The sequence below is a fragment of the Cryobacterium suzukii genome, assembly GCF_004403185.1.
Classification (GTDB): Bacteria; Actinomycetota; Actinomycetes; order Actinomycetales; family Microbacteriaceae; genus Cryobacterium; species Cryobacterium suzukii.
On record NZ_SOHJ01000011.1, the window covers coordinates 521,235 to 547,248 of the forward strand.

Below are 26,014 nucleotides of genomic sequence, written 5' to 3' on the forward strand. Positions count from 1 at the left end.
GTATGTCCGCCAAAAATCGAACCGTGAGCGGGGCTCTGGGGGGTTTCCTGGGTCTCGTTGGGATGAGTGTCGTTGCCGGCATTCTCGTGACCGCCGCCGTCGCCCCCGCCGTTGCCCTGTCCGGCATAGCCGCTACGAACACCATCAACGTGTTCGACAGCCTGCCGGAGTACCTTTCCATCGATCGGCTCGCCCAGAAGAGCAACATCTACGCGTCGACCAACAGCGAAGATCCGGTGGGCACCCGCGTGCTTATGGCCTCGTTCTACGAGCAGAACCGGGTCGACGTCGCCTCCGACGCGATCAGCCAGTTCGCCAAGGATGCCGCGATCGCCGGTGAAGACCCGCGCTTCATGGAGCACGGCGGCGTAGACATTCAGTCCAGCTTCAACGGTGCCGTGCAGACCCTCGCGGGCGGTGAAACCCGCGGTGGCTCCTCGATCACCCAGCAGTACGTCAAGAACGTGCTCATTCAAAAGTGCGAGGTGATGACCGACGAAGAGGAAGCCGACGCCTGCTACGACGATGCCACCAAGCCGACCGCCGACCGCAAGCTGCGCGAGATGCGCCTGGCCATCGGCATCGAGAAGAAGTACGAAAAAGAAGACATTCTTCGTGGCTACCTCAACATCGCCGGCTATGGCGGAACGGTCTATGGCATCGAAGCCGCCGCGAGCTACTACTTCAACACCACCGCGCTGGCCTTGACGCTGCCGCAGGCGGCGAGCCTCGTAGCGATTGTGAACAACCCGGTTAAATTTCAGCTCGACCGCCCCGACAGCGAGACCAACGGTGCAGCCAACGGCTACGCCGACAACAAATTTCGGCGCGATTACATTCTTAACGAAATGCTCAAGTACGACAAAATCGCCCAGGCCGACTACGACGCGGCCGTCGCGACGCCGATTGAGCCCGTCATCACCGTTCCGAGCACCGGCTGCCAGACCGCCGGTGATAACGCGTTTTTCTGCGATTATGTGACCAAGATTCTCAAGAACGACGTGACCTTCGGTGCCACCGAAGAGGAACGCATCGACAACTTCACCCGCGGCGGGTTCGACGTTTACACGACGCTCGACCTCGACCTCCAGGCGACCGCGGTTGCCGCCCTGAACGCGAACGTTCCCAAGGTCGTCGACGATTGGAACGTCGGCGGCGTCGTGTCGAGCGTCAAGGTCGGCACCGGAGCCGTTCTCGTGATGACCCAAAACAAGGACTACAGCCAGGATCCAGACGTTACGGCCACGGGTGCCAACTACACGAGCCTCAACTACAACACCGACCACGCCCACGGGGGATCGAACGGGTTCCAACCCGGATCAACCTACAAGGTATTCACGCTGGCCGAGTGGCTCAAGGAAGGCCACGCGCTCACCGAGCGCGTCGACTCCCGCCGCAAGTCCAACTGGGGCAACTTTCAGGACAGCTGCCTCGGCGTGCAAAATTATGATTCCGACACGCCGCCCTTCAACCCCCGAAACGACGGCGGCAGCAGCGAATCGAACCCCAATTATTCCGCCCTCCAATCGACGACCAACTCCATCAACACCGGCTTCATCGGAATGGCCAAGAAGCTCGACCTCTGCGGCATCCGCAAGACCGCGGAGAACTTCGGCGTGCACCGCGCCGACGGCGGCGACCTCGGCCAGAACGCCGCATCGGTGATCGGCACCAACGAGATCGCACCGCTCACGATGGCGGCGGCCTTCGCCGGAATCGCCAACAACGGCATGACCTGCACCCCCATCGCCATCTCCAAGATGATCAGCTCCGATGGTACCGAATTGCCGATTCCGAAGTCGACCTGTACCCAGTCGGTCGAACCCGCAGTGGCTGCTGGCATGCAGTACGCCATGCAAACAGTAATGACTGGCGGAACGGCCCGCCTTTCCAACCGCGATACCTCACCCCGGCTGCCGATGATCGGCAAGACCGGAACCACCGACCTCGCCAAAGACACCTGGATGAGCGGCGCCACAACCCAGGTCGCCACCGTCGTCGGCGTGGTCAACGTCGGCGGCTTGAACTGGAAGAACCAACGCACCCGCAGCGGTCGGTTGTTCGGCAATGATGGCTCCACGGCGCGCCACCGCATTTGGCCGATCGTCATGTCGGCCGCCAACGCGAAGTACGGCGGAGCCGAATTTCCCGAGGCCTCGTCGAGCGTGATCAACGCGGTCGCCGTTCCGGTTCCCGACGTGCGCGGCAAGTCCATGGCCGAAGCCAGGACCACGATCCAGGCAGCCGGCTTCCTGTTTGTTGACGGCGGCGTGACCAGCTCCGAGTTGCCTGCCGGCACCGTGGCCAGCACGGATCCGGCTGGTGGCGCGGCATCCACTCGCGGTGCCACCGTCACGGCCTTCTCGAGTGACGGCACCGGGGTCGTCATTCCCGCCGTGATCGGCAAAAGCGAATCGGATGCCCGCAGCACCCTCACCGGCGCCCCCTACGCTTTCACCGTGGCCAAGACTGAACAGCCAACCACGGACAAGGCGCAGGACGGTAAAGTCCTGGCCATCCAGCCCGGCGAGGGAACGGCCGGCCGGCCCGGCGACGCCGTGACCATCGTCATCGGCAAGTACACGGCACCGACGCCCGCGACCGTGCCCGAAACGAAACCCAAAGAATGACGGCGCTTCGCCGCCTCGGCGACGGCGGCCGACTCGTCGGCACGTCGCTCGCGGCAGCCGGCGCGGTCGGCCTGGCCGCCTTCGCCTGGGGCGCGCTCGTGGAGCGCAACCGATTCACGCTTCGTGAGGTGAGCGTTCCGGTGCTCGCGCCGGGGTCGACATCCATCCGGGTGCTGCACCTGTCCGACCTGCACATGGCTCCCTGGCAGAAGAACAAACAGGAGTGGGTGCGCAGCCTCGCTTCCCTGAAACCCGACCTTGTCGTCGATACCGGCGACAACCTCGGACATGAAGACGGCGTCAGTGGCATCGAGTACGCCCTCGCACCGTTCCGGGGCATTCCCGGTGTGTTCGTCAACGGCTCCAACGACTACATCGGGCCGCAGGTGAAGAACCCGTTCACCTACTTCGGCGGGCCGTCGAGCCGGCGCACCATTCGCCGGGAAGAGCTCGACACCGATGCGCTGCGCCGGGTGTTTGCCGATCTCGGTTGGACCGACATCAACAATGCGGCTGAGGCTCTCGATCTGAATGACACCCACGTGGAGTTCTTCGGTGTCGACGACCCGCACATCGGGCGGGACCGGCTCGACCTGATCACGCGGGCGATCGACGACCTGCGGGCCAACGATCCGCTCGGCGACGACGTTTGGCCCGACCCTGAAGAAGCGGCGGCCCCGCGGTCCACACTCACCGTCGGTGTTGCTCACGCGCCCTACCAGCGGGTGCTGAACTCCTTTGTGAACCATGGCGCCCAACTGATTTTGGCCGGCCACACCCACGGCGGCCAGGTCTGCGTGCCGGGTTTCGGCGCGCTCGTAACCAACTGCGATATTCCACGGCGCCAGGTCAAGGGCTTGAGCCTCTGGAACCATGGCTTGCGCACAGCATTCCTTAACGTTTCGGCCGGTCTCGGAACCTCCATTTACGCGCCCGTACGCTTCGCCTGCCCGCCCGAGGCGACCCTGCTCACCCTCACCTCCGCCTAACTGCCGACTCAATTCGTCGCGGGAGGGTGTGAGCGCCTATACTGATTGAGGCCCACGGGCCATCGGGGTATGGCGCAGCTTGGTAGCGCGCGTCGTTCGGGACGACGAGGTCGCAGGTTCAAATCCTGTTACCCCGACAGTAGCAAGTACAACAAAATCCCCACTCCAATCGAGTGGGGATTTTGTTGTGTAATCGCCTTTCGGCAACGGCGCCCCTCGTTCAACGTCAGGCCCGGTAGGCCACCCGAGCGGTTCGCGACCGTCAACGACGTCGTAGCCAACAGTCTTGGGGCGGTATTCGGCACCGTTCTGGCGCTGATCGTGCTTCGTCTCATTCTGGGGCCGAGCCCCGCACCCCGCCCAACCCAACCTCGATAACTTTCGGGTTGGACCTCGTCGATACTCTCTGCTATCTTCGGCAGCATGGATCGTCGAGGGTTTCTCACTTTGTCAACTGCCGGCGCAGCAACGCTCAGCTTCGGTGCGCTCGGCGCACCCGCCGCGTTCGCTGCCACCGCCCCGAAACTACCGGGAGAGGTGTCGCGTCTCTCCAACGTGCTCACCCAGAAGGGTAGAAAACTCTACGACAACATCGAAGTGGACATCGGCGGCGATCGGGCCCGACTGTTCATTCCGCAGACGATCTCGATGAACTCGGCGACCGGTGTCGGTGCCGTCTGGTTTTACCACGCAGCATCCAGCTCACACAACGCGCTCAACGGCGGCTACAAGTATCCCGGCGAGCTCGTTGTCGATCAGAACAGCATTGCCATCTGCATCAACGCCGGCGGCACCCAGTACACCAACTCCATTGCCACGACGGCCCAGAAGAACGCCTGGACCTACCTAAAAGCGCTATACACCGTGCGCCGCAATTTTCTGCGCGCCACCTCCTTTGGCGGATCGCTCGGCTGTTACACCTACGGCAAGAAGCTCATCCCGTACATTCGCGGCCTGTACATGGTCAACGGTCTCTATGACAACGAGTGGCTCTACGCCTACGACACCAAAAACCAGGCGCACGTCGGAGATGCCTACGGCAACGACCTCACCCTGATCAAGGGAACCAACCCCGCACGCATCAGCGCAACCCCGTGGACCAACAGCCGGGTCAAGGTGCTCGTCTCCGATAATGCCCACCCCGATAACATTGTCGTGCCGAGCAGGAACGGCCTCGCCCTGATCAATAAGATCAAGCCGGTCGCCGCCGATGCCCAAGTGATGTACCACACGCTCGGCCACGAGACGCCGGGCTTTGCCCATACCGACATGATCAAAACCTTCGCCCAGTGGTCGGTCTGATCAGGAGGTACTAGTGGGCAGCGAGATCGACCGCACCAGGGTTGACTGGGTCGACGGTGCGAAGGGTATTGCGATTTTGCTCGTCGCCCTGGCGCACGCGGTGCAGTGGACGGTTCTTTCCGGCCTGGCACCCGAACTGTGGAACAAGATCAACCTCGTCTTCATCGTATTTCGCATGCCGCTGTTCTTCCTCGCCTCCGGCCTGTTCGCCGCGTCGATCATCACACGCACTTGGCCCACTCTCTGGCGCACCCGGCTGAGCCTGCTGGTCTGGGCTCTGCTGCTGTGGACAGTCATCCGCTTTGGGTATTTTTCCCTGCTGCCAAACCCCGCGGGCTTCGACGAGACCAACCCGGTCGATCTGCTGCTCGCCCCGTTGCGGCCCAGCAACGGCCTCTGGTTTCTTTACGCCCTCGCCCTGTTCTTCATTGGCTCAAAACTCATGCGAAAGCACATCGACTGGCGGCTACAAATCGGAGTCGCGACGGTGCTGTCGGTGTTGTTCTTCGCGCGCGCCGACACCGGCAACATCGCCTGGAACGGCATCGGCCGCTACTTCGTGTTCTTTCTGCTCGGCTGCTACCTGCGCGAGTGGATCCTGGCCTTCGTCAACCGGCCCAGCCGCTTCGGCGCCCTCTGGCTCGGCCTCGGTTTCGGCGCGGGCTTCCTCGTGCTGGCCGGCATGATTCTCACCGTCGACGCCCGCGTGCCGTTCATCACCGGCACTCTCGTCGTGGTGAGCCTGTTGGCCCTCGGCGCCGGCCTCCTTGTGGCCCGGTTTCTGGTGGGCTCCCGGGCGTTCAACTGGCTGACCAATGTCGGCCGCAACACCCTGCCGATCTACGTCGTGCACGTTTTGTTTGTGTCCGCCCTGACCAGCCTGCTGCTGCTCGCCCGCGGCCAGACCTGGCTCGACCGCCTTGGCCCGGTACTGCCCATGCTCGTCGCGGGTGGCGCGGTCGCCGCCTCTCTGCTGTTGTGGCGCCTAGTGCGCGACCTGCCGGTGCTTCGCTATGGTTTCGCTGTGCCGGCCTGGTTCTCCGGTCGCGCTTCCGCGGGGGACGTAACGGCAAATGCAGCGGCATCCGTTTCGGCTGAATCGGCAGAATCCCCAGAGCGGATGCTGCCACGCAGCGATTAAGACGAGCGCGCCGGCGACACCGCGCGCTGGTCGTACTCTCCGGCCTGGTGCTGTTGATCGTGGGGCTCCTGGCCATCACTACTCGAACCGTCATGTTTCCCCGCGAGGACCCAGTAGCCTCGGCCGACGCCATCGTCGTTCTCGGAGGACTCGGCAGCGCAGCCGTGGTTGCGAAGGCCGTGGACCTCGCCGAAACCGGATACAGCGAGAGGATCTTCATCTCAGACGCGTTCGGCGGTGACACTCGCCCGGCAAATCTGTGTGCTCGCGCCGTTCCCGTACCTGGCACGACGATTACGGTGGAGTGCTTCGACGCGCACCCGGCGACGACCCGCGGTGAAGCCGAAGCCATTGCTGCGTTCGCGACCGCCCAGGGATGGAATCGGGTGATCGTGGTCACCTCGAGCTACCACGTGAGCCGAGCCCGGGTGCAGATCAGCCGGTGCTACGCCGGTTCCCTCGCCGTGGTCGGCGCCCGGCAGCCGATGGATCCGCTGAAGTGGGCCTACCAATACCTCTACCAGAGCGCCGGTTTCGTCAAGGCATCGATTACGCCGGCTTGTTGACCTGGAACCCCTCGGCGATCGAGTCGACCCGCTGGCGGTACGTCTGGCCGACCATATCAGTCTCGGCCGGCCACGTGGCCAGCCCCGCGTGGAACTCGGGCCAGCCCTTGATCGGCCGGGCCGGAACGCCGGCCACGATGGTGCCGTCCGGCACCGATGCGGTGACCACCGACCCTGCTCCGACCACGCACCGGTCCCCGATTCGAACGCCCGGCAGCACGGTGACGCCGGCGCCGATGAAGACGTCGGAGCCTACCCGAATCGGAGCAAACCGGTAGCGGCGGCCGCGCTCATCCCGGTAGAGCCAGCCGGATCCGTCATGGGTGATGAACGTCACGCCGGAGCTGATCGTCACTCGGTCACCGACCGAGATGAGCCACGGCTCCGTCGTGATGATGTCGGAGAGGATGCGGCATCCGGCACCGATCTGCACGCCCAAGGCACGCATTGCGTAAACCCGGCCCCGGGTGCTTCGTCGAAATCTGTAGGTCAGGCGGGAAAATTTCACCGGAAACTCCACTTCCTTGATGGTTCAGGCTTTCAGCGATCCGCCTAAAGTAGCGGTTTTCGAGCGAACGTGCTGGCGCTGAGGAAAAATCACGTGTTATTGTTGCGCCTGATCGCAAATCAAAGCTGCGGCCAGATCTTGTTTACCCACTGCACGACCACCATTTCCTGCACCACCACCATTCCCTGCACGACCTCCCCCGAAGGCGGCCGATGTTCGATTCCACCATGCTGCGCCTGCGCCGCACGCCGATCATTCTCGTCGCGTTTGCTGCGCTGTTCGTGATCGTGGCCAGTCTGGTGCTGCCACGCTTCGTCACCGAGCTTGGCATTATCGTGCTTCCGCTGACCCTGCTGGCTTTCGTCGCCGTGGTGACGCTGTTCCTGCTGCCGGCGCACATCCTGCCGGCCGTTGCGCTGGCAACTTTTGCGCTCATTCCGGCCCGAATTCTTCCACAGGACGGACCGATCGGCGCCCTGCCACTGACCACCATGATCATCGTGGTCTGGGCCGTGCGTCGACTACTCACCGGCACAGCAGACCGGCAGTCCACCGCTGCACCGGCCCCTTTTCGTTCAGCCACCCGCTACTTCGCCCTGCTGTTCCTGGCCTGGTCACTGTTCGCGCTCGTGCGCAGCACCGACGTGCAGGCGAGCCTCGGGTGGATCATCAGCTTCAGCGCCGGAGCATTGCTCCCGCTCGCCATCGCCACCGCCACCCGGGAAGCCCACTGGATTCGACAGGTCTGGCTCGTCCTTGGTGCCACGCTCGGGGCATACGCGCTGATCGAGGGCGCACTGCGCGCCAATCCGGTCTGGGGCACCCTGTTCAGCGCGCTCGGCCTCAGCGACAGCCAGCACTGGTCGGTGTATCGCGCGACCGCGTCGTTCGGGCATCCGCTCTTCGCCGGCTTGTTCCTTGCTGTGGCCTGCGCCCTCGCCATCGGCGTGTGGCTGCGGGAGAATTCGAAGCCGGCCCTCCTCGCCGCCGTGTTCAGCGGGCTCGGGCTCGTCGCCACCGTCTCGCGCGGCGCCATCCTCTCTGCGGCCATCGCCATCGCCTTCGCCTACGCGGTGTCGCTCGTGCTGCGCGGCGACAAACGATGGGGCAAGCTCACCCTGCTCGCGGTGCTGATGGTCGTCGCGGTGGTCGGGCTGTTCCAGTTCGACGCTTTCACTGCGCGCAACAACTCGCTCGAAGCCGAGCTGTCTTCGCAGGCTCGTGACCTCGGCGTCTGGGTGTCGATCCAGGCGGCGAACTTCACCGGCTGGATCGGGTCGGGTCCGGGCACCTCTGGCATCACCGGGCGCCTGTTCGACGACGTGACCATCGAGAACTCGCTACTGCAACTGCTCATCAGCATCGGCCTGCCCGGAGTGGCGCTGTTCCTTCTCACGATCGGTTCGGCCATCGCTCACGCGCTATCCCGCCGGGCGGTCGGCGCTGCGGCCGCCCTGGTGGCCTACACGGTGTGCATCGCCGGTTTCAACGCGATCGACGCCCTGCGCCCGATGCACCTACTGCTGGGATGCCTCCTTCTTCTGGCCTTGAATCCGACGCGAGCGGACGCCGCTCCCCCGCTTGAGCCCCGCAGAGGCCGGGAGTCGCTCCGCCCCAAACGGGGGTATGCGCGGCTCTAACGCGTTCGCAACTCGCACGCTACGCTAAACCGACAGATTCTCAGTTTCGCCGGTCGTTTTCACCGGCCCGTGAGGGATATGGGCGTGATGAATACAGGCACGACACGCATCACCGTGTTGCAATCCTTGAGCCCGCCCGACGGCACCACGCGGTACGTCAACCAGGTGGTCGAGGGCGCGCCCGACGCGGTGACCATGCGCTTCTTCACCTGGCGCACCGCGCTGCTCGGTCGCTACGACGTTCTGCACGTGCACTGGCCCGAGCTACTCATTCGCGCGCCGCGCCCTTTAAAGGCACGGCTGCGGCGCGGCGCGCTGTACGCTCTGCTGCTGCGAGCCCGGCTGCAGCACATTCCCATTGTGCGAACCATGCACAACCTGGCCCCGCACGAAGCAGGCGCGGGTGCCGAAACCCGCGCCCTCGACGCACTCGACGCTCGTACGGCCCTGGTCATCCGCCTGAACCCGACCACGCCGGTGGAGCCCGAATCCCGGGCGGTCACCATTCTGCACGGCCACTATCGTGACCGCTTCAACGACATGCCGCGGCCCGATTCGGTCAGCGGGCGCATCCTCTATTTTGGGCTCATACGCCCGTACAAGGGCATCGAGACCCTTCTGCAGGTGTTTCGGGCGCTGCCGGGACCGGACCTGACGCTCCGCGTTGTGGGGCGGCCGTCGAGCGGGCTCGGCGAGATCATCACGGCCGAAACCGCGCAGGATGCGCGCATCAGCTCGGTGCTGCGCTTCGTCTCCGACGAAGAACTGGTGGTCGAAGTCGGCGGGTGCGAGCTGGTCGTGCTGCCCTACCGTGAAATGCATAATTCGGGGGTACTGCTCGTGACCCTGTCACTCGATCGACCGGTGCTCGTGCCGTCGACGCCGTCGAACCAGGCCCTGGCCGACGAGGTCGGGCCCGACTGGATCTACCTCTACGACGGCGAGCTCACTCCGGAGATTTTGCGCGGCACCCTCGAGCGGATGCGAGCCGCCGGCTCCCGCCCGCGCCCGCGGCTCGACGATCGGGACTGGAACACGCTCGGCCTGCAGAGTTATAGAACTTACCTGCGGGCCCTGGAGCTGGCCGGGCGGGGCATCCGGTGACCGCGACGCTACCGCCCGATGCTCCCGAAACGCCTGAATTACCCGACAAGCCACGGTCCACGGCCGGCCTGGGCCGCACCGCCGGGCGCGGCGCGTCGACAACCCTGGTCGGCCAGCTCATCCGCATCGGCGTGCAGCTCGGCGGCATCGTCGTGCTTGGCCGGCTGCTCGACCCGAGCGACTACGGGCTGGTCGCCTCGGTCGCCGCGATCATCGGCGTCGGCGAGGTGCTGCGTAACTTCGGGCTGTCGTCGGCCGCCATTCAGGCGCGCGACCTGAGCCGGCACCAAAAAGACAACCTGTTCTGGATTAACAGCCTGATCGGGCTCGCGCTCATGCTGCTTGCGATGCTGTGCAGCCCGCTCATCGCTACCCTGTACGGCGACGACCGGCTCGTGCTGCTCACCCAGGTGCTCGCGGCCACCTTTCTACTCAACGGCCTCGCCACCCAGTTTCGTGCAGACCTGAACCGCAATTTTCACTTCAAGGCCCTCGCCGGGTCGGAGATCGGAGCCCAGATCGGCGGCCTCGCCATCGGCATCGTGATGGCGCTGAACGGTTTCGGCTATTGGGCCCTCGCTGGGCAGCAGATCAGCCAGGGCATTCTGACCATCATCATCCTCGTTCCGATCACCCGCTGGTTTCCCGGCTGGTACCATCGCGCCGCGCCCATCCGGCACCTGATCATGTTCGGGTCGAACCTGGCCGGCACCCAGCTGCTCGGCTACGCCAGCCGCAACACGGACTCGATCGTAATCGGCGCGACCCTCGGTGCTGGGCCGCTCGGTCTGTACAACCGGGCCTTCCAGCTGCTGCTGCTGCCGCTCAACCAGATCAACGGTCCGTCCACCCGGGTGGCCCTGCCGGTGCTGGCTCGATTGCAGGATGACCCGCCCAAGTATGACCGGTTCATTCTGCTGGGGCAGACCATCATGCTGCACGCGGTCACAATCGTTCTCGCTTTTTCCTGCGCCCAGGCCCTGCCGATCATCAGCATCGCGCTCGGCAGCAATTGGCTCGACTCCGCCCCGATTTTTCAGATTCTCGCCATTGCCGGGTTTTTCGAGGCGGCCGCCTACGCGACCTACTGGGTGTTCCTGTCGAAGGGCGTCACCAAGCAGAACCTGTATTTCGCCCTCTCCACCCGGCCGCTGCTGGTGGTGTTCGTGCTGGTCGGCTCACTCTGGGGTGTTTACGGCGTCGCCGCCGGGTATTCGATCGGCGTCGCGCTGATCTGGCCGATCGGTCTGTTGTGGATCAGCCGGGTCACGACTGCGCCGGCGCGCGCCATGTTCCTGGCCGGCGTACGCGCCATTCTCGGCTATGGCTTCGCGACCGGTATCAGCTGGTCCGCCGTGCAGTGGATTCCGATCGACCTGCCATTGGCTCGCGTCGCCCTCGGCGGGGTCGCTCTGCTCGCTGCGATCGGCCTGGTCATGCTGGTCTGGCCGACCTTTCGCCAGGATGTGCGCTCGATCGCCCAGGCCCGCAACTTTCTGTGCGCAGCGAAGTCGTCGAAAGAGAGCAATGTCGGCGCGACCTTTGACACCGACCAGCTGACGCCCACCCACACCCCCGCCCGTACCCGAAAAGCGGGGCGCACACGCTTGCGCATCACCCGCCGGCTGGACCGGGTGTTGCACGGCCTGGCCGCGGCATCCACTATGCCCTTCCTGGGCGATCGTGCTGCTCTGAAACGTGCGACCAACCGGCTGCGCCCGTTCGATGCGCGAAGTGAGCGCGCTCACGTGCTCGTCGCCCCGCCCGGCGAGGGCAATATCGGCGACCAGGCCATGGTCGAAGCCTTTCTCGAAAACGTGGAGGGACCGGTGCAGGTACTCGTACGGCGGTCGACCGACGTGCAGATTCCGTCGCAGCACGCCTGGCGGGCGCAACTCCTGCCGATTCCGCACCTGATCTACGGAAAGGGGCGGGTGCACCGGCAGGCCATGGCAATGCTGGCTCCCGTGCTCGCCGGCGCCCGGTCACTGAGCGTGATCGGCGCGGATATTATGGACGGCGCGTACAGCGTGCGTGCCTCCGCCCGGCGAGCGGATGTTGCGAGCCTGGCGCGCAGCGTCGGCGTCGAAGCGCGCATCCTCGGCTTCAGCTGGAACGGCCACGCCAACGTGGGGGTGCGCCGGTCGCTTGCCCGGGCTGGCCGAATGGGAACGCGGTTACAACTTCGTGACCCCGTCTCCAGCGAGCGCGCCCGCGCCGATCGATTCGATACCGTGATCGACGTCGCCGATGCCGTCTTCGCAGCCCGCACCAGCTCCGACCTCGCCGTAACGGAATATCTCGGAGCCACGCCCGCCCGCTATGCCGTCGTAAACGCTAGCGCGCTGGTCGGCCGCAGTTTCGACCAGACCAGGGAGTACGCCCGGATCGTGACGGCGCTGCTGGAGGCGGGGCTTCAGGTGGTACTTCTGCCGCACGTCGTGCGCACCAGCGGCGACGACGCGGCCGCCTGCCGGGCTGTGTTCGATCGTTGGACTGAGACTGACCGTCTGGCACAGGCAGACCGGATGACCAATTCCCGGGTCGTTCTGGTGAACCGGTTGCTCACCCCGGCCGAAGTGCGCGGGTTGTGCGCCGGCGCCGAAATCGTACTCACTGGGCGCATGCACCTCGCCGTGCAGGCCATGTTTCACGGGGTGCCTGCCGTTGCGCTGTCCACCCAGGGCAAGGTCGCGGGCATGATGCGACTCTTCAACACGCAGGAACTGTGCGTCGAGCCGGGCGTTGGCCTCGCCGAACGCATGATTCCGGTCGCGCTCGCTGTGCTGGCCGATCGGCAGCGCTATCGCGACCGCCTGGCCGAGCGACTGCCAGAGGTACGTCGCCTGGCCGCTCTGAACTTCTCGGGGCTGCCGAGTGCCACGCATTCCCATCCCCCTACCCTCACGGCCCCGAGCCCGACCTCCCACAGACAAGGCCCCGCATGACACTCTCCTCGCAGACCCCGCCCGACTATGCGCGCGGGCAGCCCTCGCTCCGCCGTATCCTCTTCGTCATTCCGTCCCTGCACGGCGGTGGGGCAGAATTTGTGGCCCGCACCTGGATGGGCTGGCTCGCCGACCAGGGCTACGAGGTGGCAGTCGTGCTCACCTCCGGCGAGGTGAAGCCGGAGTACCTACCCGATGGTGTCGCGTCATCCTCACTGTCCGGGCAGCGCGGCCACCTACAGAAAGCCACCGCGCTTCGGCGCCGCCTGCTCGACTGGCAGCCCGACGTGGCGATATCGCTGCAGGCTCACCCAAACCTGGTGCTGCTGACCGCTGCCCGCTTGATGCCAGCACGCCTGCGCCCCCGCGTCCTTGTGAGTGAACGCAACCTGGTGTCGCTCGGGCTGCCCGGATCGAATCTTGCCCACCGGGTGAAAATCTGGTTTGCCAAGCGCCTGTATCCGTGGGCCGACCACGTGATCGCCATTTCGCATCCGGTCGCCGCTGAGATGATTGCGGCTTTCGGAGTGCGCGGTGACCGCATCACCGTCGTCGCCAACCCGGCAACGGCGAAACTACGCGGCACCCGGCGCGGGCAAAGCACGACGGGGGCGCATGTCCAGGTCGCGGGTGACGACGGCACGGAACTGGTCGAGCCGGGGGGAACCACGATCGTGGCGCGATCCGAACGCCGCCCAGGATCGGCCAACGGCATACAGATCGTGCTGGCCTGCCGGCTCGTGGCGCAAAAGCGGCCGCTGCTCGCCATCGCGGCCGCCGCCGAGCTCGCCCGTCGCGGTGTCGTCGTCGAGGTCGTCTCGTTCGGCGGCGGTCCGCTGCTCGACGACGTACAGGCCGCGGCCCGGCAGGAAAACGTGACCTTTCACCATCGCGGCTGGGTCGAAAATTGGTTCGACCACTGCGGCGATAACTCGGTGGCACTGCTCACCTCGAGCCGGGAGGGCTTCGGCAACGTGCTCGTTGAAGCGGCCGCGGCCGGCTATCCCTCGGTCGCCGTTTCGGGGGCACTCGGGGTAGCGGATGCGATTGTGCCCGGCATCACGGGCGAACTGGCGCTGTCAGCGCATCCGGCGGACCTTGCCGACGCCATTCTGCGGGCTGTAGACCTCCCGCTCGAGCACATCGAACCCTGGCTGGCTCGTTTTTCGGAGGAAGCGAGCGGCGGCGACCTGGAACGAGTCTTGCTTCGGGTCGTGGAACGCGCATGAGAATCTTCGCTTCGGCTATGGGCCAGATCGATAACGTCGGCGATACCGTACTGCGACGGGCCTTTCTCGATGCGCTTCGTGGCGCCGGAGAACTGCAGGTTTTCGTCGGGGACCGATCGGATTTCTACCTCAGCGGGCTCGGCCTGCACGATGAAGACCGGGTGTACCGCACCAGCGCAGAATGGCGACGCGAGATTTCGCGATCGACTCTGCGGGAGGCATCCGTTTACGCCTTCAACGCTGGTGAAATGGAATTGCAGCGCGCTTATGCTCTGCGCTATCTGCGTCTCGCGCCCCACCTCGCGCTCAACCGGCTGCGCGGCGGGCACGCCGTACACGCCGGGTTCGGCGTGCGGCAGAAGACGGGCTGGCGCATTCCGGTGGCGGCGACACTGCGCCTGTGCGACCTCGTGGCCTGGCGTGACACCTACAGCCGCGGCACGATGGGCCTGGGCCGCATCGCTCCCGACTGGGCCTTCGCTACGGGGGCAGCAGATGCCGATCTGCTCGCGTCAACCGCTGCTCGCCCGCTGCTGGCCGTGTCGGTGCGCTACAACGGGCGGCGCCCCGACGACGCCTGGCTGGCGGCACTGCGCGACCTGGCCGACACCCTCGAACTCGAGATCGTAACGGTGTCCCAGATCGAACGAGACGGGCCGCTCGCCGAGGAACTGGCCGTCAAGCTCGGCGGCACGGCCCTGGTCTGGGACGGTCCAGACCATCTCGCTCAGGAGCAGAAACTACGGGGGGTCTATCAGCGGTCACTGCTCGTGGTGAGCGACCGGCTGCACGCTGCCGTGATCGGCCTGAGCGAGGGCGCGCTGCCGCTCGTGATCGCCGATGCTGGCCTGTCGAAGGCGGCTCGCACCCTCGACGCGGTCGGCATCAAGGGCGCCACGATCGGCTGGACGTTACCCGACCCCGCGGCACTCGAGCGCCGGGCTCGCGACGTGATCAGCCGCCGGGAGCCGATTCTGCACCACGTCGTCGAGGCGCGCGCTTCCCTACGGGAGCTGACCCGCTCCATCAAAAAGCTCACCGCATGACCGGGGTGCACGTGGCGGGCTCGCCGGTTGTCAGCGTCATCGTGCCGGCCTACAACGCCGCCGAGTTTCTGGAGAGCGCCATCGAACGGCTCCTGGGCCAGACCATCGACGATTTCGAGATCATCGTTGTCGACGACGGCTCAACGGACACGACGCCCACGATTGGCACACGGGCGGCGTCGGCGCACGCCGACGTTCGTTTCTTTCGCCAGGAGCAGAACGGCGGTGTCGCGCGGGCGAGGGCGCGTGCGGTGGCCGAGAGTCGGGGCGAGTTTCTGTGGTTCGTCGATTGTGACGACGATTGGGCTGACTCTGCGCTGGAGAAGCTCGTGGCGGCGGCCAGGTCTACGGGCGCCGACGTGATCGTCTGCGGTGCGGCGTATGTCTACCCCGGCCAGCGCCGCCCATTGCTTGCGCCCCTTCTGAACGATCCGATCACCGGCGCGGAGGCTTTTGTCCTGCTGCTCGACGGCGAGCTGACCGGGCACCTCTGGAACAAGTTGTTCCGCCGTTCCCTCATGCGCGAGATCGAGTTCACCCCGACCCGGGTGCATTCCGACCTGGCCATGGTGGCCCAACTGCTCGCCGCGGCCGATCACGTGGCGTCCATCAGCGACTCGCTCTATTCCTATGTTGTGCGCGGTGGGTCGATCATCCGCTCGGGGTCGCGCCGGGCCGAGTCTCTCCTGCTGGTGGAGCAGGCCGTCACGAGCGCGGCTATCACCCTGGATACCCGCATCATCGGTTCGAACTCCTTCGGCTACTTTCGGCTGCGCTACGTGCTGCTCTCCGGGCTGAAGGACGCGCTGACCGGCCCGTATGATGCCGAGGAGCGGGACGAGATCGTCTCCGAACTGCGCTCCCGCCTGACCTGGCGCCTCGTATCGCTAGCCGCGCGCCGTCGTGATTGGAAACGGCTGGCGTTGGCGGGCACGGCAAAGCTGAGCATTCCACTGCACCGTCGGGTGCTGCGTCTCGCCGCCGAACAGGGCACCGCGTGAGCTGCCTCGATTTGTAAGCCCAGAATTTCCCCGTTCGTCCGCGACCCCGACTCTCCGGAGGACCCTACCGTGCCCCTTCTGCGAAACCGCCACCCCCGCAAACCCCTTTCCCGCACACCCGCCCGCCGCGCCATGTTCGGCGTTGCCACCTTCACTGCCGTCACCGTCGCCGTTCTCGCGTCGCTGACCATCCCAAGCCCGGGCCGTGAGGCCACCGCAGCACCCGCACGCACAGTCATTGACAGTTCCTCGGCGAAGATCAGCTACACCGGCTCCTGGCGCAGCACGCGCAACGCCGCCGACCGCGGCGGATCCGTAAGATTACTGTCCAGTGCGGGCAGCGCGTCGATGACGTTCAAGGGAACCAGCGTCGCCTTCATGACACGCACCACGAAAAGCTCGGGAACGAGCACCGTCTCAATCGATGACAAAGTCGTCGCCACTGTGGACGGCTACTCGCCGAAAACTAAGCACAGGAAGACAGCCTTCAGCACGACGAGCCTGTCGGGCGGCACCCACACCATCAAGATCAGCCGCACCGGTAAGAGAGACGCTCGCTCGAGCGGCACGAACAGCATCGTCGACGCGTTCGTCGTGAACGGCGCGACCATCCCAGCACCCGCGCCCGCGCCATCGCCGACCGTGCACCGCTACGCCGACTGCCCCGCTGCCACGACGACGGTGCACACCGTCGACGAGCTTAATGCGGCCGTCAAAGGTGCCCGCCCCGGCACCGTCATCAGGATGGCCCCCGGAACCTATCGAGGCCAGATCAAAATGCACGCCAACGGAACCGCCGTCGACCCGATCTGGGTCTGCGGCCCGCGCGACGCCGTGATCAACGTCGGGAGCATCCAAAACAACCACGGCATCCAGATCAAGAATTCCTCCAATCTGGTGATCGCCGGCATGACCGTCACCAACAGCCTCAAAGGCATCAGCGTGATCGGCGGCACGAACGTGACGATCGCCGACACCCGCATCGACAACATCGGCTACGAGGGCATTCACCTGCGCGCCTTCACGACCGACAGCACCGTGGTCGGCAATATCATCTCAAACACCGGAATGCGCAACGCGCCCTTCGGCGAGGGTATCTACATCGGTACGTCCGAAAACAATTGGTGCGACCAGACCAATTGCCGGCCCGACCGAACCGACGGCACTCTCGTGCTTGGCAATCACATCAGCCTCACCGGGGCCCAGCCAATCGAAGTCAAAGAGGGCACTTCGGACGGCATCGTTCGCGACAATGTGATCGACGGAGCCAACGGCATGAGCGCCGCCAAAGAGTGGATCAAGGTCAAAGGCAACAACTGGATGATCTATGGCAACACGGGCTCCGACAGCCCCCTGCACGGCTTCGCGGTCAACGGAAGCGTGGCCGGCTGGGGTCTCCACAACACCTTCACCGACAACTCAGGTGCGGTAAACGCCGGTGGTTACGCCTTCTTCATCCACGAGAAGGGCAGCAAGGGCTCCAGCGACACCGAGGTGTCGTGTTCCAACGCGGTTACCCACGCCGGGGAAGGATTGACCAACATCGCCTGCACTCCGCAGCAGCGCAGACGATAACAGACGAAGTGATCACGGCAGCACGACCGCCAGACACGGACGTACCCACCCTGTCCATGAACATCCGGAAGGTCCTCAATGCCGTTCCCCCGCATTTCACGACGCGCCTCCATCGCGGCCGTCGCTATCGCCGCGTTGGTTCCCCTGACCGCCGTCATGCCCGGCGGTGTCGCGCCCAGACCAGCTGCCAGCCCGATAAGACTGACCGCACGTTGCTCATGGGCAACGACTGGAGCATCTACAACAATCAGGGCAAGAACAGCACCATGCACGGCTTCGCGGTCAACGGAAGTGTCGCCGGCTGGGGCCTCCGCAACATCTTCTACGGCAACAGCGCGCCGGTCGGCGCCGCCGGCTACGGCTTCTTCATCCACGAGCAGGGAACCAAGGGCACCAGCGGCACCAAGGTCTACTGCTCGAACAACGTGACGCCTGCCGGGTCCGGGTTCTCTAGCCAGGCCGGTATCTCCTAGCAACACGGTCTGATCGTCGGTCGAGCGCAGCCTTCCAGCTGCGCTCGACCAGTGGAAAGACAGCGGCCGCCGAATAGGCAGTCTCAAAGGCGGATCTGGCCAGATCCGCCTTTTTTGCGCGCCAGGCGGCATCCGTCATCGCGTGCCGCAGCGCTGCTTCGAGCGAGTTGGCGTCGCCGGGTTCCACGATCACCCCCACACCGTTGGCGAGCACGGCCGGCACGCCGCCGACCCGCGTCGCCACCACACAGTTTCTGCGAGCCATGGCTTCTAAAATGAACATCGGCATCGCCTCGTCGCGTGAGGGCAACACGGCGATCGCCGAACGCTCGAGCAACTTCATCAGTGCCTCATGGCTGAGCGCCCCCACGAATTCGCCGCGCACCAGCGGTACGGCAGGCTGGTCGACGATGGGGCCGGCAATCACCAGTTTCCAGAGCGGATGCTCGGGCGCGAGCCGCTGCCACGCCGCCACGAGCACGTCGACGCCCTTGCGGGTGCTGACCGCACCGCCGAAAACCACCAGCGGTTCGATGTCGCGGCGCACGCCGTCGGCGACGGCGTTCGGCACGAGCACGACCCGCTCCCCCGGCACAAACTCGGCGGCCGCGTCGCGCGATTCGGCCGACAGGGTCAGCACCACGTCGGCCGCGCGCAGGACGCTCCCGACCAAACCTGGACGTTTCTCGGCGAAGTCGGTAAAAGAACTTCCGTGCAGCTGCACTACCGTGCCAAACCCGCGCGCGTGGGCGAGGGCGAGCAGCGCTCCTTCACGCACGAAGGAGCCACCCTGCGACAGGTGCGCGATCACGACGGTGCGCTCGGGGCTGGCCAGGCGCAACACCTTCCAGAATGCGGATAGCGCGAGCAAGGCTGCCCGCGCCCCGCCACTGCCGTCGCGGGAGGAAACCATACGCAGGTCGAAATCGGTGAAGGAATGTGCCAGATAGCCGTTGACGACCTGACTCATACCGCCGGCGACCTCGCCGCTGCGCCCGATGTGCACCGCGGTCAGCCGTTGGGCCGGCGACACCGGAACAATCGGAACAAGGGTCGGCCCTGTCGTGGAGGCTGTGCGGGAGGCTGCGGCTGATGGCGGCACGATGGTGATCGGTTCCGTCTCGATCGGCTCGGTGTCGCCCGCTTCGGCGAGGCTCACCGCGCGGTCTCGCTGGTTAGCACCTGGTCAAGCAGGCGACGCACGTTGTGTAATTCGTCCTGCGCCTCGGCCAGGCCGGTCAGGATGGCCACTCGGCGGCCGAGCAGGTTCTGCAGTCCTGCAGCGATCTGCGGAGCCGTCAAGCCCGCGCTGACAATGCTCACGTCGTGCAGTCCGGCTGCAGCGAAATGCCGGGCAATCTTGTCTGACCTGGCGTCGACGAGGAGCGCCGCCGGAACTGCCCCCTCGGTGAGGGCGCCAATGAGCACGTGCAGGCGGTCGCTGACGGCGAGCGCCGCCCGCTGATACAAGGCACGCAGTCGCTGCTCCTGCTCGTCGTGGCCGGTGCCGTTCCAGCGCAGCGACTGTCCACCGAGGTCGGCGGCCAGCTGGCCACACTTGTTGTCATCGCGCAGGACCTGGGTGACACACCAGATTTGCAGGCCGTTGTCGGCCGCGACGGCGCGCACCCCGGCGAGCCAGGCGGCGCTCGGGTACCCGACGTCGGAGCGCATCGACACCACAAGCACGTCGCGGCACGCCGTGCCGCTGGGATCGGCACCGCTGCTCGCAGCTGCGAAGGCAAGGTCGGGCATAATGCTGCCCCGCCCTAGATACCCGGCCGTGGCAGCGTCCCGCCACAACGACACGTTCGACAGCGCGATCGACGGTCCCATCAGCGCACGCGGCAGCGGCGCGAAGTTGCGGCTGCCCACGCCGACCCGGGCGACGCGGCCGTGCCGGGCACGCACGAGTGCGAGCACCGGCAGCATGGCGAGGTGCTCTTTCATGCCGACCAGGGTCAGTTGAATCTCGCCGGGTTTGAAGACGTACGAGGCCTGGCCGCGGGCCGCGCTGCGAAGCGCCGCCGCGTACCAGCGCCAAAACGAACGGTACTGCACGTCGTCCGGTGTGAGCCCGAGCCCCTCGGCATACCCGTCGGGTGCCTCGCCGACATAGATGTGCAGCGGGCCGCTCTCCCGTAACCAGTCGAGCAATTGGCGACGCAGCAGAATATCGCCGATGTTGTCATATTGGCCGCGGGCGGGGACAAAAATTTCGCGAAGCATCCGCTCGGCAGGCGCCGTCTGACTCATCGGTCGCTGGGCAGCGGAATGCGCACACCGGTGTCGATGGCACGGCCGGCAGCGAAGCGGATGACGTCAGCCGTCAGGTCAGGCGAGTCAACGGCCCTGGCGACACCGAGGTATTCGGCGAGCTCCGCGATCTGCATCTGGTGGTCATCAACGTGTTCGCCGCGGTGCTTGCGCCGGGTCACGATCACCGGGAAAATGCCCAGCTCGAGCAGCCCCATAAAGGTGCCGACACCGGCGTGGGTGATCACGACGTCAGAGTTCAAGGCGGTGGCGACGAACTGCGCGGTCGGCATCATCTGGTGCACCTGTCCGGGGAGATCGGTGCGGTCGGTGGTGAATCCGAGCTGCCAGACGGTGCGCTCGTCGGCCAGGCCACTCGCAAGCACGGCATCGACGAGGGAATCGAATCGGTACCCCTCGATGGTACCGAGTGTCACGAACAGGCTGGGGCGTTCCGGCGCGGGCCGGATCAACGAATGGTAAGTGGACAGCACGCTCGGGTGCGTTCGCCAGCGGTTGGTCGCCCAGGCCGGATGCTGGGTGCGCACGCTGACCAAGTGGCTGGCGGCGAGCACCCGCCCGCTGAGTGATGGCCCCTCGACACGGGAGACGCTCTCGATGTACAGGCTCGGCACGCCGCTGATCGCGGCCTGCGGCAGCGCCGCAACGGCGAGACCGGCGCCGGTACTCACAGCCCCATCAAAAGTTTCGTGCTTGAGCACCCGGCGAACGATGCCGGCCGCGCGCATCATGCCGAGATAATCGCGGGGACGCACGTAGGGCACATGGATGCGACGCTGGCCGGTTAGGAGCGACCGGCTCTGCACGGAATCAAAGGTGACCCAGAGTGAGTTGGGCGAGGCACCGAGCCCCGGTGCCAGCCGCACCAACTGGGCCAGGTGCCCGCCGGTGGAGGCGACGAGCAGAAGCTTTCGTTGCGGGGCGGGCGAGGAATCGATCGGGTAAGACGAGTGCACGGACACTGAGGCTCCCTTCGGGTTAGGCCCTTGCAGGACTACTTCGAACATGCCCAAACACAATGGAACGCTGGGCCTACCAGGTGACGCGGGTGGCGGTGACTGATGGGGCAGACTCGCTGTCGGACGGGGCCGAACGACTCGAGTCGTTCTGGTCCGCGTCGATCGCTGGGGTGGCGCGGCGTGCCGGGAGGGAGGAGGCCGCGAAGCCGCCGTCACGCACGAGGGCATCGGGACCGCGGGTGGGAACCATGGCCAGCACTACGCCGAGGGGCGTCGTGCCGACAGCTTCCAGGGCGTCGAAGGCAGCCAGCAGTTCGGGCTCGCGCACCCGGTTGGCACCGACGACGAGAATGGTGCCGCCGGTCCAGCGGCTGAGCACGGCTGCGTCCGTCACCGCAAGCACCGACGGCGCGTCGAGGAGCACGTAGTCGTAGCTGCTGCTCAGCACATCGAGCACCGTGCCCATGGCCGTCGATCCGAGCAGTTCGCTCGGGTTAGTGGGAATCTTGCCCGACGACAGTACGGTGAGCGGATGCTGCGCCCCCCACGATTGCAGGGATTCCTTGAGTTGCACGTCGCCGCGGAGCACATCGGTCAGTCCACGATCGGCGTCGAGTCCGAGGTAGTCGGCCAGCCGGGGCGTGCGCAGGTCGGCGTCGATGACGGCGACGGTCGCGCCGCTCTCGGCCAGCACGATGGCGAGATTCACGAGCGTGGTGGTCTTTCCCTCGCCCGAAACGGAGGAGGTCACAACGAGGCTGCGGCGGCCGGTGTCGGCGTCGGCGAACTCGAGGTTGGTGCGCAGTACCCGGAACGCCTCGGCTCGGGCGGTGGACGCGCCGTCGGGTGAGATGATCGCGTTTGCGCGGGCTTCGAGCGGGATACCGCCGAGCACGGGAACGACGGTCAGTCGCTCGATGTCGTCGCGGTTGTAGATGCGACGGTCAAGCAGCCCAAGGATGAGCGCGGTGACCAGTCCGACCAGGAGACCGATAAGCAGCCCGACGGCGAGGTTGAGGTAGAGCTGAGGCAGCGCGGGGTTGTCGGGGGCGACCGCGGGGTCGAGCACGCCTACTGTCACGGGGCTAGCACCCCCATCAGACGGCTTTTCCAGCTGATTGATGACAACATCGGTGAAACTCTCCGACACGGCCTGCGCGAGTTGCTGAGCGGCATCCGCTGTGGAGGCGAGAGCTCTGAGTTCAATAACGGCCGAGCCCGGCTGGGTTGTCGCCGTGATCCGCTCGGCCAGGTCAACCGCGCTCTCATTGAGTCCGAGGCTCGCGATCACCGGGTCGAGCACGCGGGGGCTCGTGGCGACATCGAGGTAGTATGGCAGCTTTTGCACTACGAAGTTATTGCCCTGGACCAGGTCGCCGGGAGTCGACCCGTTTTGAATCTGTGCGGCGACGAATACGCGGGTGGAAGCCTCGTACTGCACTGGAGTGAGCAGCGCGGCGGCTGCTCCACCAACCAGGCCGAGCAGGGCGAAAGCCACAATGAGAATCCATCGCTTTCGGAGTATTCGAACCAGTCGTTTCAATTCCATGAGCACTTCTCCCCGCATATTCGTCGCGTCGTGCTTCGGGTGCACGACGACAGGACCCTATGTTGGCATAAAAATCCTCACTTATGGACCGTCGGTGTTGCGGATTTATTCCGTCGGTCGTGTGGAGTTCACTAAATTGTCGACCAGGAACTGACGAATGCTCGCTCGAGTGGCCTCGTCGAGGAGCTCCAAGGCGTGTCTTTTACCGGGTTTCACGTCCAGAGTGACGGGCACACCGACCTTTTTGAGCGCTAACACCATGGCTTTGCCCTGTTCCACGGGAACCAGTTCTTTTTCTGAAATGGCGATGTAGAATGCCGGGTCGGTCTTGTCGACGGCGTACAACGGCGACGACTCGCGGGAATTCGGACAGTCGGTGAAGTCGGAGCAGCCGAGGTATTGCAGAATGGAGGTGATCGCCGTTTTTGACGGGTCGCCAAGCAGGAGCCCGTTTTCGGTGAGGTCAACCGCCGGAGACATCGCCACGACCACCGCGACCCGATCCCCGCTGGTGCGGCTGCCGGTGCCGTTGGTGCCGATCGAGGAGGCGATGATCGCGCCGGCTGAGCTGCCGAACAACCCGATACGTTCGGGGTCGATGCCGAATTGCGCGACCTGGGCGCTCTCCCGCAGCCACGCGAGCGCGTCGGTGACATCGTTCACCTGTGCCGGGTAGGCGAATCGCGGCGCCAGGCGGTAGTCCACCGAGAAGGCGGCTATGCCCCCGTCGGCCAGTTCCGAGCAGAGCGCGGTCATTCCGCCGAAATCTTTGGTGCCACTGTCGAAGCCTCCTCCGTGAACGAGGATCATCGCCGCGGTGGGAGCTTTCTTACTCTTGGGCAGGCAGGCGTTCAGCAGCAACTTCTGACCGCGAGCCGTGCCGTACTGCAGGTCGTTCTGCAGCACGACCGAGTCGCTGTGCGCACGCGCAGCGGGAATGGGGGCGGGGGCGGCGCATCCGCTCAGCACAAGACCAACAGCGAGCAGACCAACGAAGGCCGCGAGCTGACGGAATTTTTTCACAACAGGTCTCCTTTCAAAGGAGCCCGATGGGAGACCGACTTGGTCTGGCGTTTGCGGAACGGACTGACCCAGAGGAACGAGAACCGACGCAGGAGTTTGGCGAGGTAGAGCGAGGCAACGAGCACGATGGCAGCGAGCAGGAACGGCAGGGCATTCCCGGCACGTTCGAGCCAGGGCGAGCCGGCCAACGGTGCCAGCAGTGCGAGGGAGCTGGCCACGAGAAAGAGGTGCAGTAGATAGATTTGAAAACTGTATTGGCCGAGCGTGCTCATGAAGTTCAGCCATCTCACTCGAACCAGCAGGGTGGCCAGGGTGACGCCCATCGCGACGGCAACCACGCTTTCGAGCAGGATTAGCCCCGGAACGCGGGAGAGATGCAGCGCCACGAGCAGTACGGCGAGGCCGATATATGCAGCGACAAGCACAATCGCGTGCCAGACGCGCACACGGGCGGCCAGGCGATAAATAGTGTTGGGAAAATAGACGGCGGTGATGAAAAAGATAAAATTGGCGGCGACACGGTCCCAGCCGACATTGTCGAGGTCCAGCACTCCCGGCGTCGTCGAAAGTATTGCGACGACGCCGGCGAGAAGGAGTTGCAGCTTGATTGGCAGCTTACGGAGAAGCCAGGCGAGCAGCGTGAAGATGGCCAGAGCCCAAATGAACCAGTAGCTACTAGTGGGCCAGACCGGCAGCAGGACAATGTTGAGCAGGTCGGTCGGGGACCGCTCGGCGCCACGCAGGTGCGGCACGACGAGGTAGAACACGACCCGGATGACAGACCAGAGCAAGTACAAATACACGAGCACGAGCAGACGCCGACGCCAGAGGTCCTTCAGATTCCAGGTGAGCATGCGCCGCGCGGTGAGTCCGGCAATGAAGAAGAACACCGGCATGGGAAAATAGCTCAGCAGGAGCCGCAATCGTGGGGTACTGCCGGCCAGGCCAAGGTCGTTGAGGAACAACGACGAGTGGTAGAGCACAACGAGAATAATCGCCGCGCCCTTGGCGAAGTTGATCCACTCGCGGTTCTCGGTCTGCATCTCTTTCACAAACGAAATGTACACGAGAAAAACTCAGGTTGGTATCGCAGCCTATTCTTACGGCGCGAAATTTTCTGGTGGCGGAGTGCACTTTGCACGGTAAAGCTTCCTGACACCGACTTCGGGAGCGGTGTGCACACCGTAGGCCCGTCTCGCATTCGGCGGAAATAGGGGCCCAGCCCAGTCAGCCTCGAGCTGGGGGTAAAAACACTGTGGCGGCGGCCACCGGCGGTCAGACGGTGACGTAGCGCGGAACCAGGTCCTCAAGCAGGGCAGCAGTGTCGGGCCAGCCTTCGACGGCGATGCATTCGACACCGAGAACCTTGACCGGGTAATCGTTACCGTTCTCATCGAGGCGGTCGCCGACAAACAGCATGTCGTCAAGATCGACACCGGTCAGGGTGGCTAGGCGCTTCATTCCGTAGGCCTTGTCGATGCCCTGCCGGGTGATGTCAACGGATGTCGACCCGCCGGAGCGCACCTCGAGGTCGGGCAACAGTGCCTGTACGCCGCTCCGAAGGGCATTCTTCTTCTCGCCGGTCGGGTCCCAGGCGATTTTGGAGGCAATCGGGGCCGCCTGGCCGAGCGCGGAGAAAGTGATCTGCGAGCCGCGATCTTCGAGGATGGGACCCCAGGGGTCGCTTTCCCAGAAGCCGAGGTCGCGAGCGGTCTGCTCAACGGCTTCGAGTGCGCGAGTTTTCTGGTCGTCACTGAGGTTCTCTGCGTACACCTGGGTCCAACCCTGCGAGTCACTGCGGTAGTACTGGGTGCCGCAGGTCGGCATGAGGTGCAGCCGGGCGAGTTTCTCCGGGCTGATCTCGGGCAGATTGTCGATGATCTGCGCCTGAAATTGCGCGAACTGGCCGCCGGAGATAACGCAGACCTCGGTGACGCCGAGCAGCTTGACGAGCAGGTCGATCATGATCGGATCGAGCGCGGCCTTGGACGGCGCGAGCGTATCGTCGAGGTCGAAGGCCACCAGGCGGGGAAGAATAGGCATCAGGCCACTCT

At 65.1% G+C, this 26,014-nt stretch carries 21 protein-coding genes and 1 tRNA gene; 14 read left to right on the top strand and 8 right to left on the bottom strand.

The genetic code is table 11. The annotated features are described in order from the left end of the window. Positions 1 to 23 precede the first annotated feature (23 nt). The 6 genes from E3T39_RS12125 (at position 24) to E3T39_RS12150 (ending at position 6,628) form a co-directional block, all read left to right on the top strand. The gene (locus E3T39_RS12125; RefSeq protein ID WP_241979673.1) at positions 24 to 2,630 is read left to right on the top strand and encodes a transglycosylase domain-containing protein; all 2,607 of its coding nucleotides are present in this window, start codon (positions 24 to 26) and stop codon (positions 2,628 to 2,630) included. After that, on the top strand, positions 2,627 to 3,619 hold the full coding sequence (locus E3T39_RS12130) for a metallophosphoesterase (protein WP_134515613.1): 993 nt from the start codon (positions 2,627 to 2,629) through the stop codon (positions 3,617 to 3,619). The genes E3T39_RS12125 and E3T39_RS12130 overlap by 4 nt, the downstream gene beginning before the upstream one ends. Before the next feature lie 63 nt (positions 3,620 to 3,682). Next, a tRNA-Pro gene (locus tag E3T39_RS12135) sits at positions 3,683 to 3,756 on the top strand. 286 nt (positions 3,757 to 4,042) lie between these two features. Beyond that, the gene (locus E3T39_RS12140; RefSeq protein WP_134515615.1) at positions 4,043 to 4,921 is read left to right on the top strand and encodes a hypothetical protein; all 879 of its coding nucleotides are present in this window, start codon (positions 4,043 to 4,045) and stop codon (positions 4,919 to 4,921) included. Positions 4,922 to 4,934: 13 nt separating this feature from the next. Next, entirely contained in the window at positions 4,935 to 6,062 is a 1,128-nt protein-coding gene (locus E3T39_RS12145) for an acyltransferase family protein (protein ID WP_134515617.1), read from the top strand. Positions 6,063 to 6,109: 47 nt separating this feature from the next. After that, the gene (locus E3T39_RS12150) at positions 6,110 to 6,628 is read left to right on the top strand and encodes a YdcF family protein (protein WP_134515619.1); all 519 of its coding nucleotides are present in this window, start codon (positions 6,110 to 6,112) and stop codon (positions 6,626 to 6,628) included. On the opposite strand, the gene E3T39_RS16605 is transcribed toward E3T39_RS12150, so the two are convergent. Continuing rightward, positions 6,612 to 7,136, bottom strand: a complete 525-nt coding sequence (locus E3T39_RS16605; RefSeq protein ID WP_134515620.1) for an acyltransferase — start codon at positions 7,134 to 7,136, stop codon at positions 6,612 to 6,614. The genes E3T39_RS12150 and E3T39_RS16605 overlap by 17 nt on opposite strands. Positions 7,137 to 7,348: 212 nt before the next feature. On the opposite strand from E3T39_RS16605, the gene E3T39_RS12160 reads away from it, so the two are divergent. The 8 genes from E3T39_RS12160 (at position 7,349) to E3T39_RS12195 (ending at position 18,152) form a co-directional block, all read left to right on the top strand. Then, entirely contained in the window at positions 7,349 to 8,776 is a 1,428-nt protein-coding gene (locus tag E3T39_RS12160; protein WP_134515622.1) for a hypothetical protein, read from the top strand. Between the two features lie 84 nt (positions 8,777 to 8,860). Beyond that, complete coding sequence (locus E3T39_RS12165; RefSeq protein WP_166784117.1) at positions 8,861 to 9,880, top strand: glycosyltransferase family protein; 1,020 nt, start codon at positions 8,861 to 8,863, stop codon at positions 9,878 to 9,880. Then, positions 9,877 to 12,828 (top strand): oligosaccharide flippase family protein, encoded by a 2,952-nt coding sequence (locus E3T39_RS16180; protein WP_166784118.1) that lies wholly within the window; start codon positions 9,877 to 9,879, stop codon positions 12,826 to 12,828. Before E3T39_RS12165 ends, E3T39_RS16180 begins: the two co-directional genes overlap by 4 nt. Then, positions 12,825 to 14,057: a glycosyltransferase gene (locus E3T39_RS12175; protein ID WP_134515626.1), complete on the top strand. Its 1,233-nt coding sequence runs from the start codon at positions 12,825 to 12,827 to the stop codon at positions 14,055 to 14,057. Before E3T39_RS16180 ends, E3T39_RS12175 begins: the two co-directional genes overlap by 4 nt. Next, complete coding sequence (locus tag E3T39_RS12180) at positions 14,054 to 15,103, top strand: polysaccharide pyruvyl transferase family protein (RefSeq protein WP_134515628.1); 1,050 nt, start codon at positions 14,054 to 14,056, stop codon at positions 15,101 to 15,103. The genes E3T39_RS12175 and E3T39_RS12180 overlap by 4 nt, the downstream gene beginning before the upstream one ends. After that, positions 15,100 to 16,104 carry a glycosyltransferase family 2 protein gene (locus E3T39_RS12185; protein ID WP_134515630.1) on the top strand — a complete coding sequence of 335 codons (1,005 nt, stop codon included), beginning with the start codon at positions 15,100 to 15,102 and terminating at the stop codon, positions 16,102 to 16,104. The genes E3T39_RS12180 and E3T39_RS12185 overlap by 4 nt, the downstream gene beginning before the upstream one ends. A 69-nt stretch (positions 16,105 to 16,173) precedes the next feature. After that, on the top strand, positions 16,174 to 17,679 hold the full coding sequence (locus E3T39_RS12190; RefSeq protein WP_134515632.1) for a right-handed parallel beta-helix repeat-containing protein: 1,506 nt from the start codon (positions 16,174 to 16,176) through the stop codon (positions 17,677 to 17,679). Between the two features lie 56 nt (positions 17,680 to 17,735). Continuing rightward, on the top strand, positions 17,736 to 18,152 hold the full coding sequence (locus E3T39_RS12195) for a hypothetical protein (protein WP_134515634.1): 417 nt from the start codon (positions 17,736 to 17,738) through the stop codon (positions 18,150 to 18,152). On the opposite strand, the gene E3T39_RS12200 is transcribed toward E3T39_RS12195, so the two are convergent. The 7 genes from E3T39_RS12200 to E3T39_RS12230 form a co-directional block, all read right to left on the bottom strand. Continuing rightward, the gene (locus E3T39_RS12200; protein ID WP_134515636.1) at positions 18,130 to 19,311 is read right to left on the bottom strand and encodes a glycosyltransferase family 4 protein; all 1,182 of its coding nucleotides are present in this window, start codon (positions 19,309 to 19,311) and stop codon (positions 18,130 to 18,132) included. The two genes, E3T39_RS12195 and E3T39_RS12200, sit on opposite strands and share 23 nt — an antisense overlap. Next, positions 19,308 to 20,408: a polysaccharide pyruvyl transferase family protein gene (locus E3T39_RS12205; protein WP_134515638.1), complete on the bottom strand. Its 1,101-nt coding sequence runs from the start codon at positions 20,406 to 20,408 to the stop codon at positions 19,308 to 19,310. Before E3T39_RS12205 ends, E3T39_RS12200 begins: the two co-directional genes overlap by 4 nt. Continuing rightward, complete coding sequence (locus tag E3T39_RS12210) at positions 20,405 to 21,391, bottom strand: glycosyltransferase (RefSeq protein ID WP_198416123.1); 987 nt, start codon at positions 21,389 to 21,391, stop codon at positions 20,405 to 20,407. Before E3T39_RS12210 ends, E3T39_RS12205 begins: the two co-directional genes overlap by 4 nt. Positions 21,392 to 21,461: 70 nt before the next feature. Next, a complete protein-coding gene (locus E3T39_RS12215; protein WP_166784119.1) occupies positions 21,462 to 22,937 on the bottom strand; it encodes a tyrosine-protein kinase domain-containing protein in 1,476 nt (491 codons plus the stop codon). 105 nt (positions 22,938 to 23,042) lie between these two features. Next, complete coding sequence (locus E3T39_RS12220) at positions 23,043 to 23,960, bottom strand: alpha/beta hydrolase (RefSeq protein WP_166784120.1); 918 nt, start codon at positions 23,958 to 23,960, stop codon at positions 23,043 to 23,045. Next, positions 23,957 to 25,003, bottom strand: a complete 1,047-nt coding sequence (locus tag E3T39_RS12225; protein WP_241979692.1) for an acyltransferase family protein — start codon at positions 25,001 to 25,003, stop codon at positions 23,957 to 23,959. Before E3T39_RS12225 ends, E3T39_RS12220 begins: the two co-directional genes overlap by 4 nt. Before the next feature lie 232 nt (positions 25,004 to 25,235). Further along, the gene (locus E3T39_RS12230; protein ID WP_134515648.1) at positions 25,236 to 26,003 is read right to left on the bottom strand and encodes an HAD-IIB family hydrolase; all 768 of its coding nucleotides are present in this window, start codon (positions 26,001 to 26,003) and stop codon (positions 25,236 to 25,238) included. Between the last annotated feature and the right edge of the window lie 11 nt (positions 26,004 to 26,014).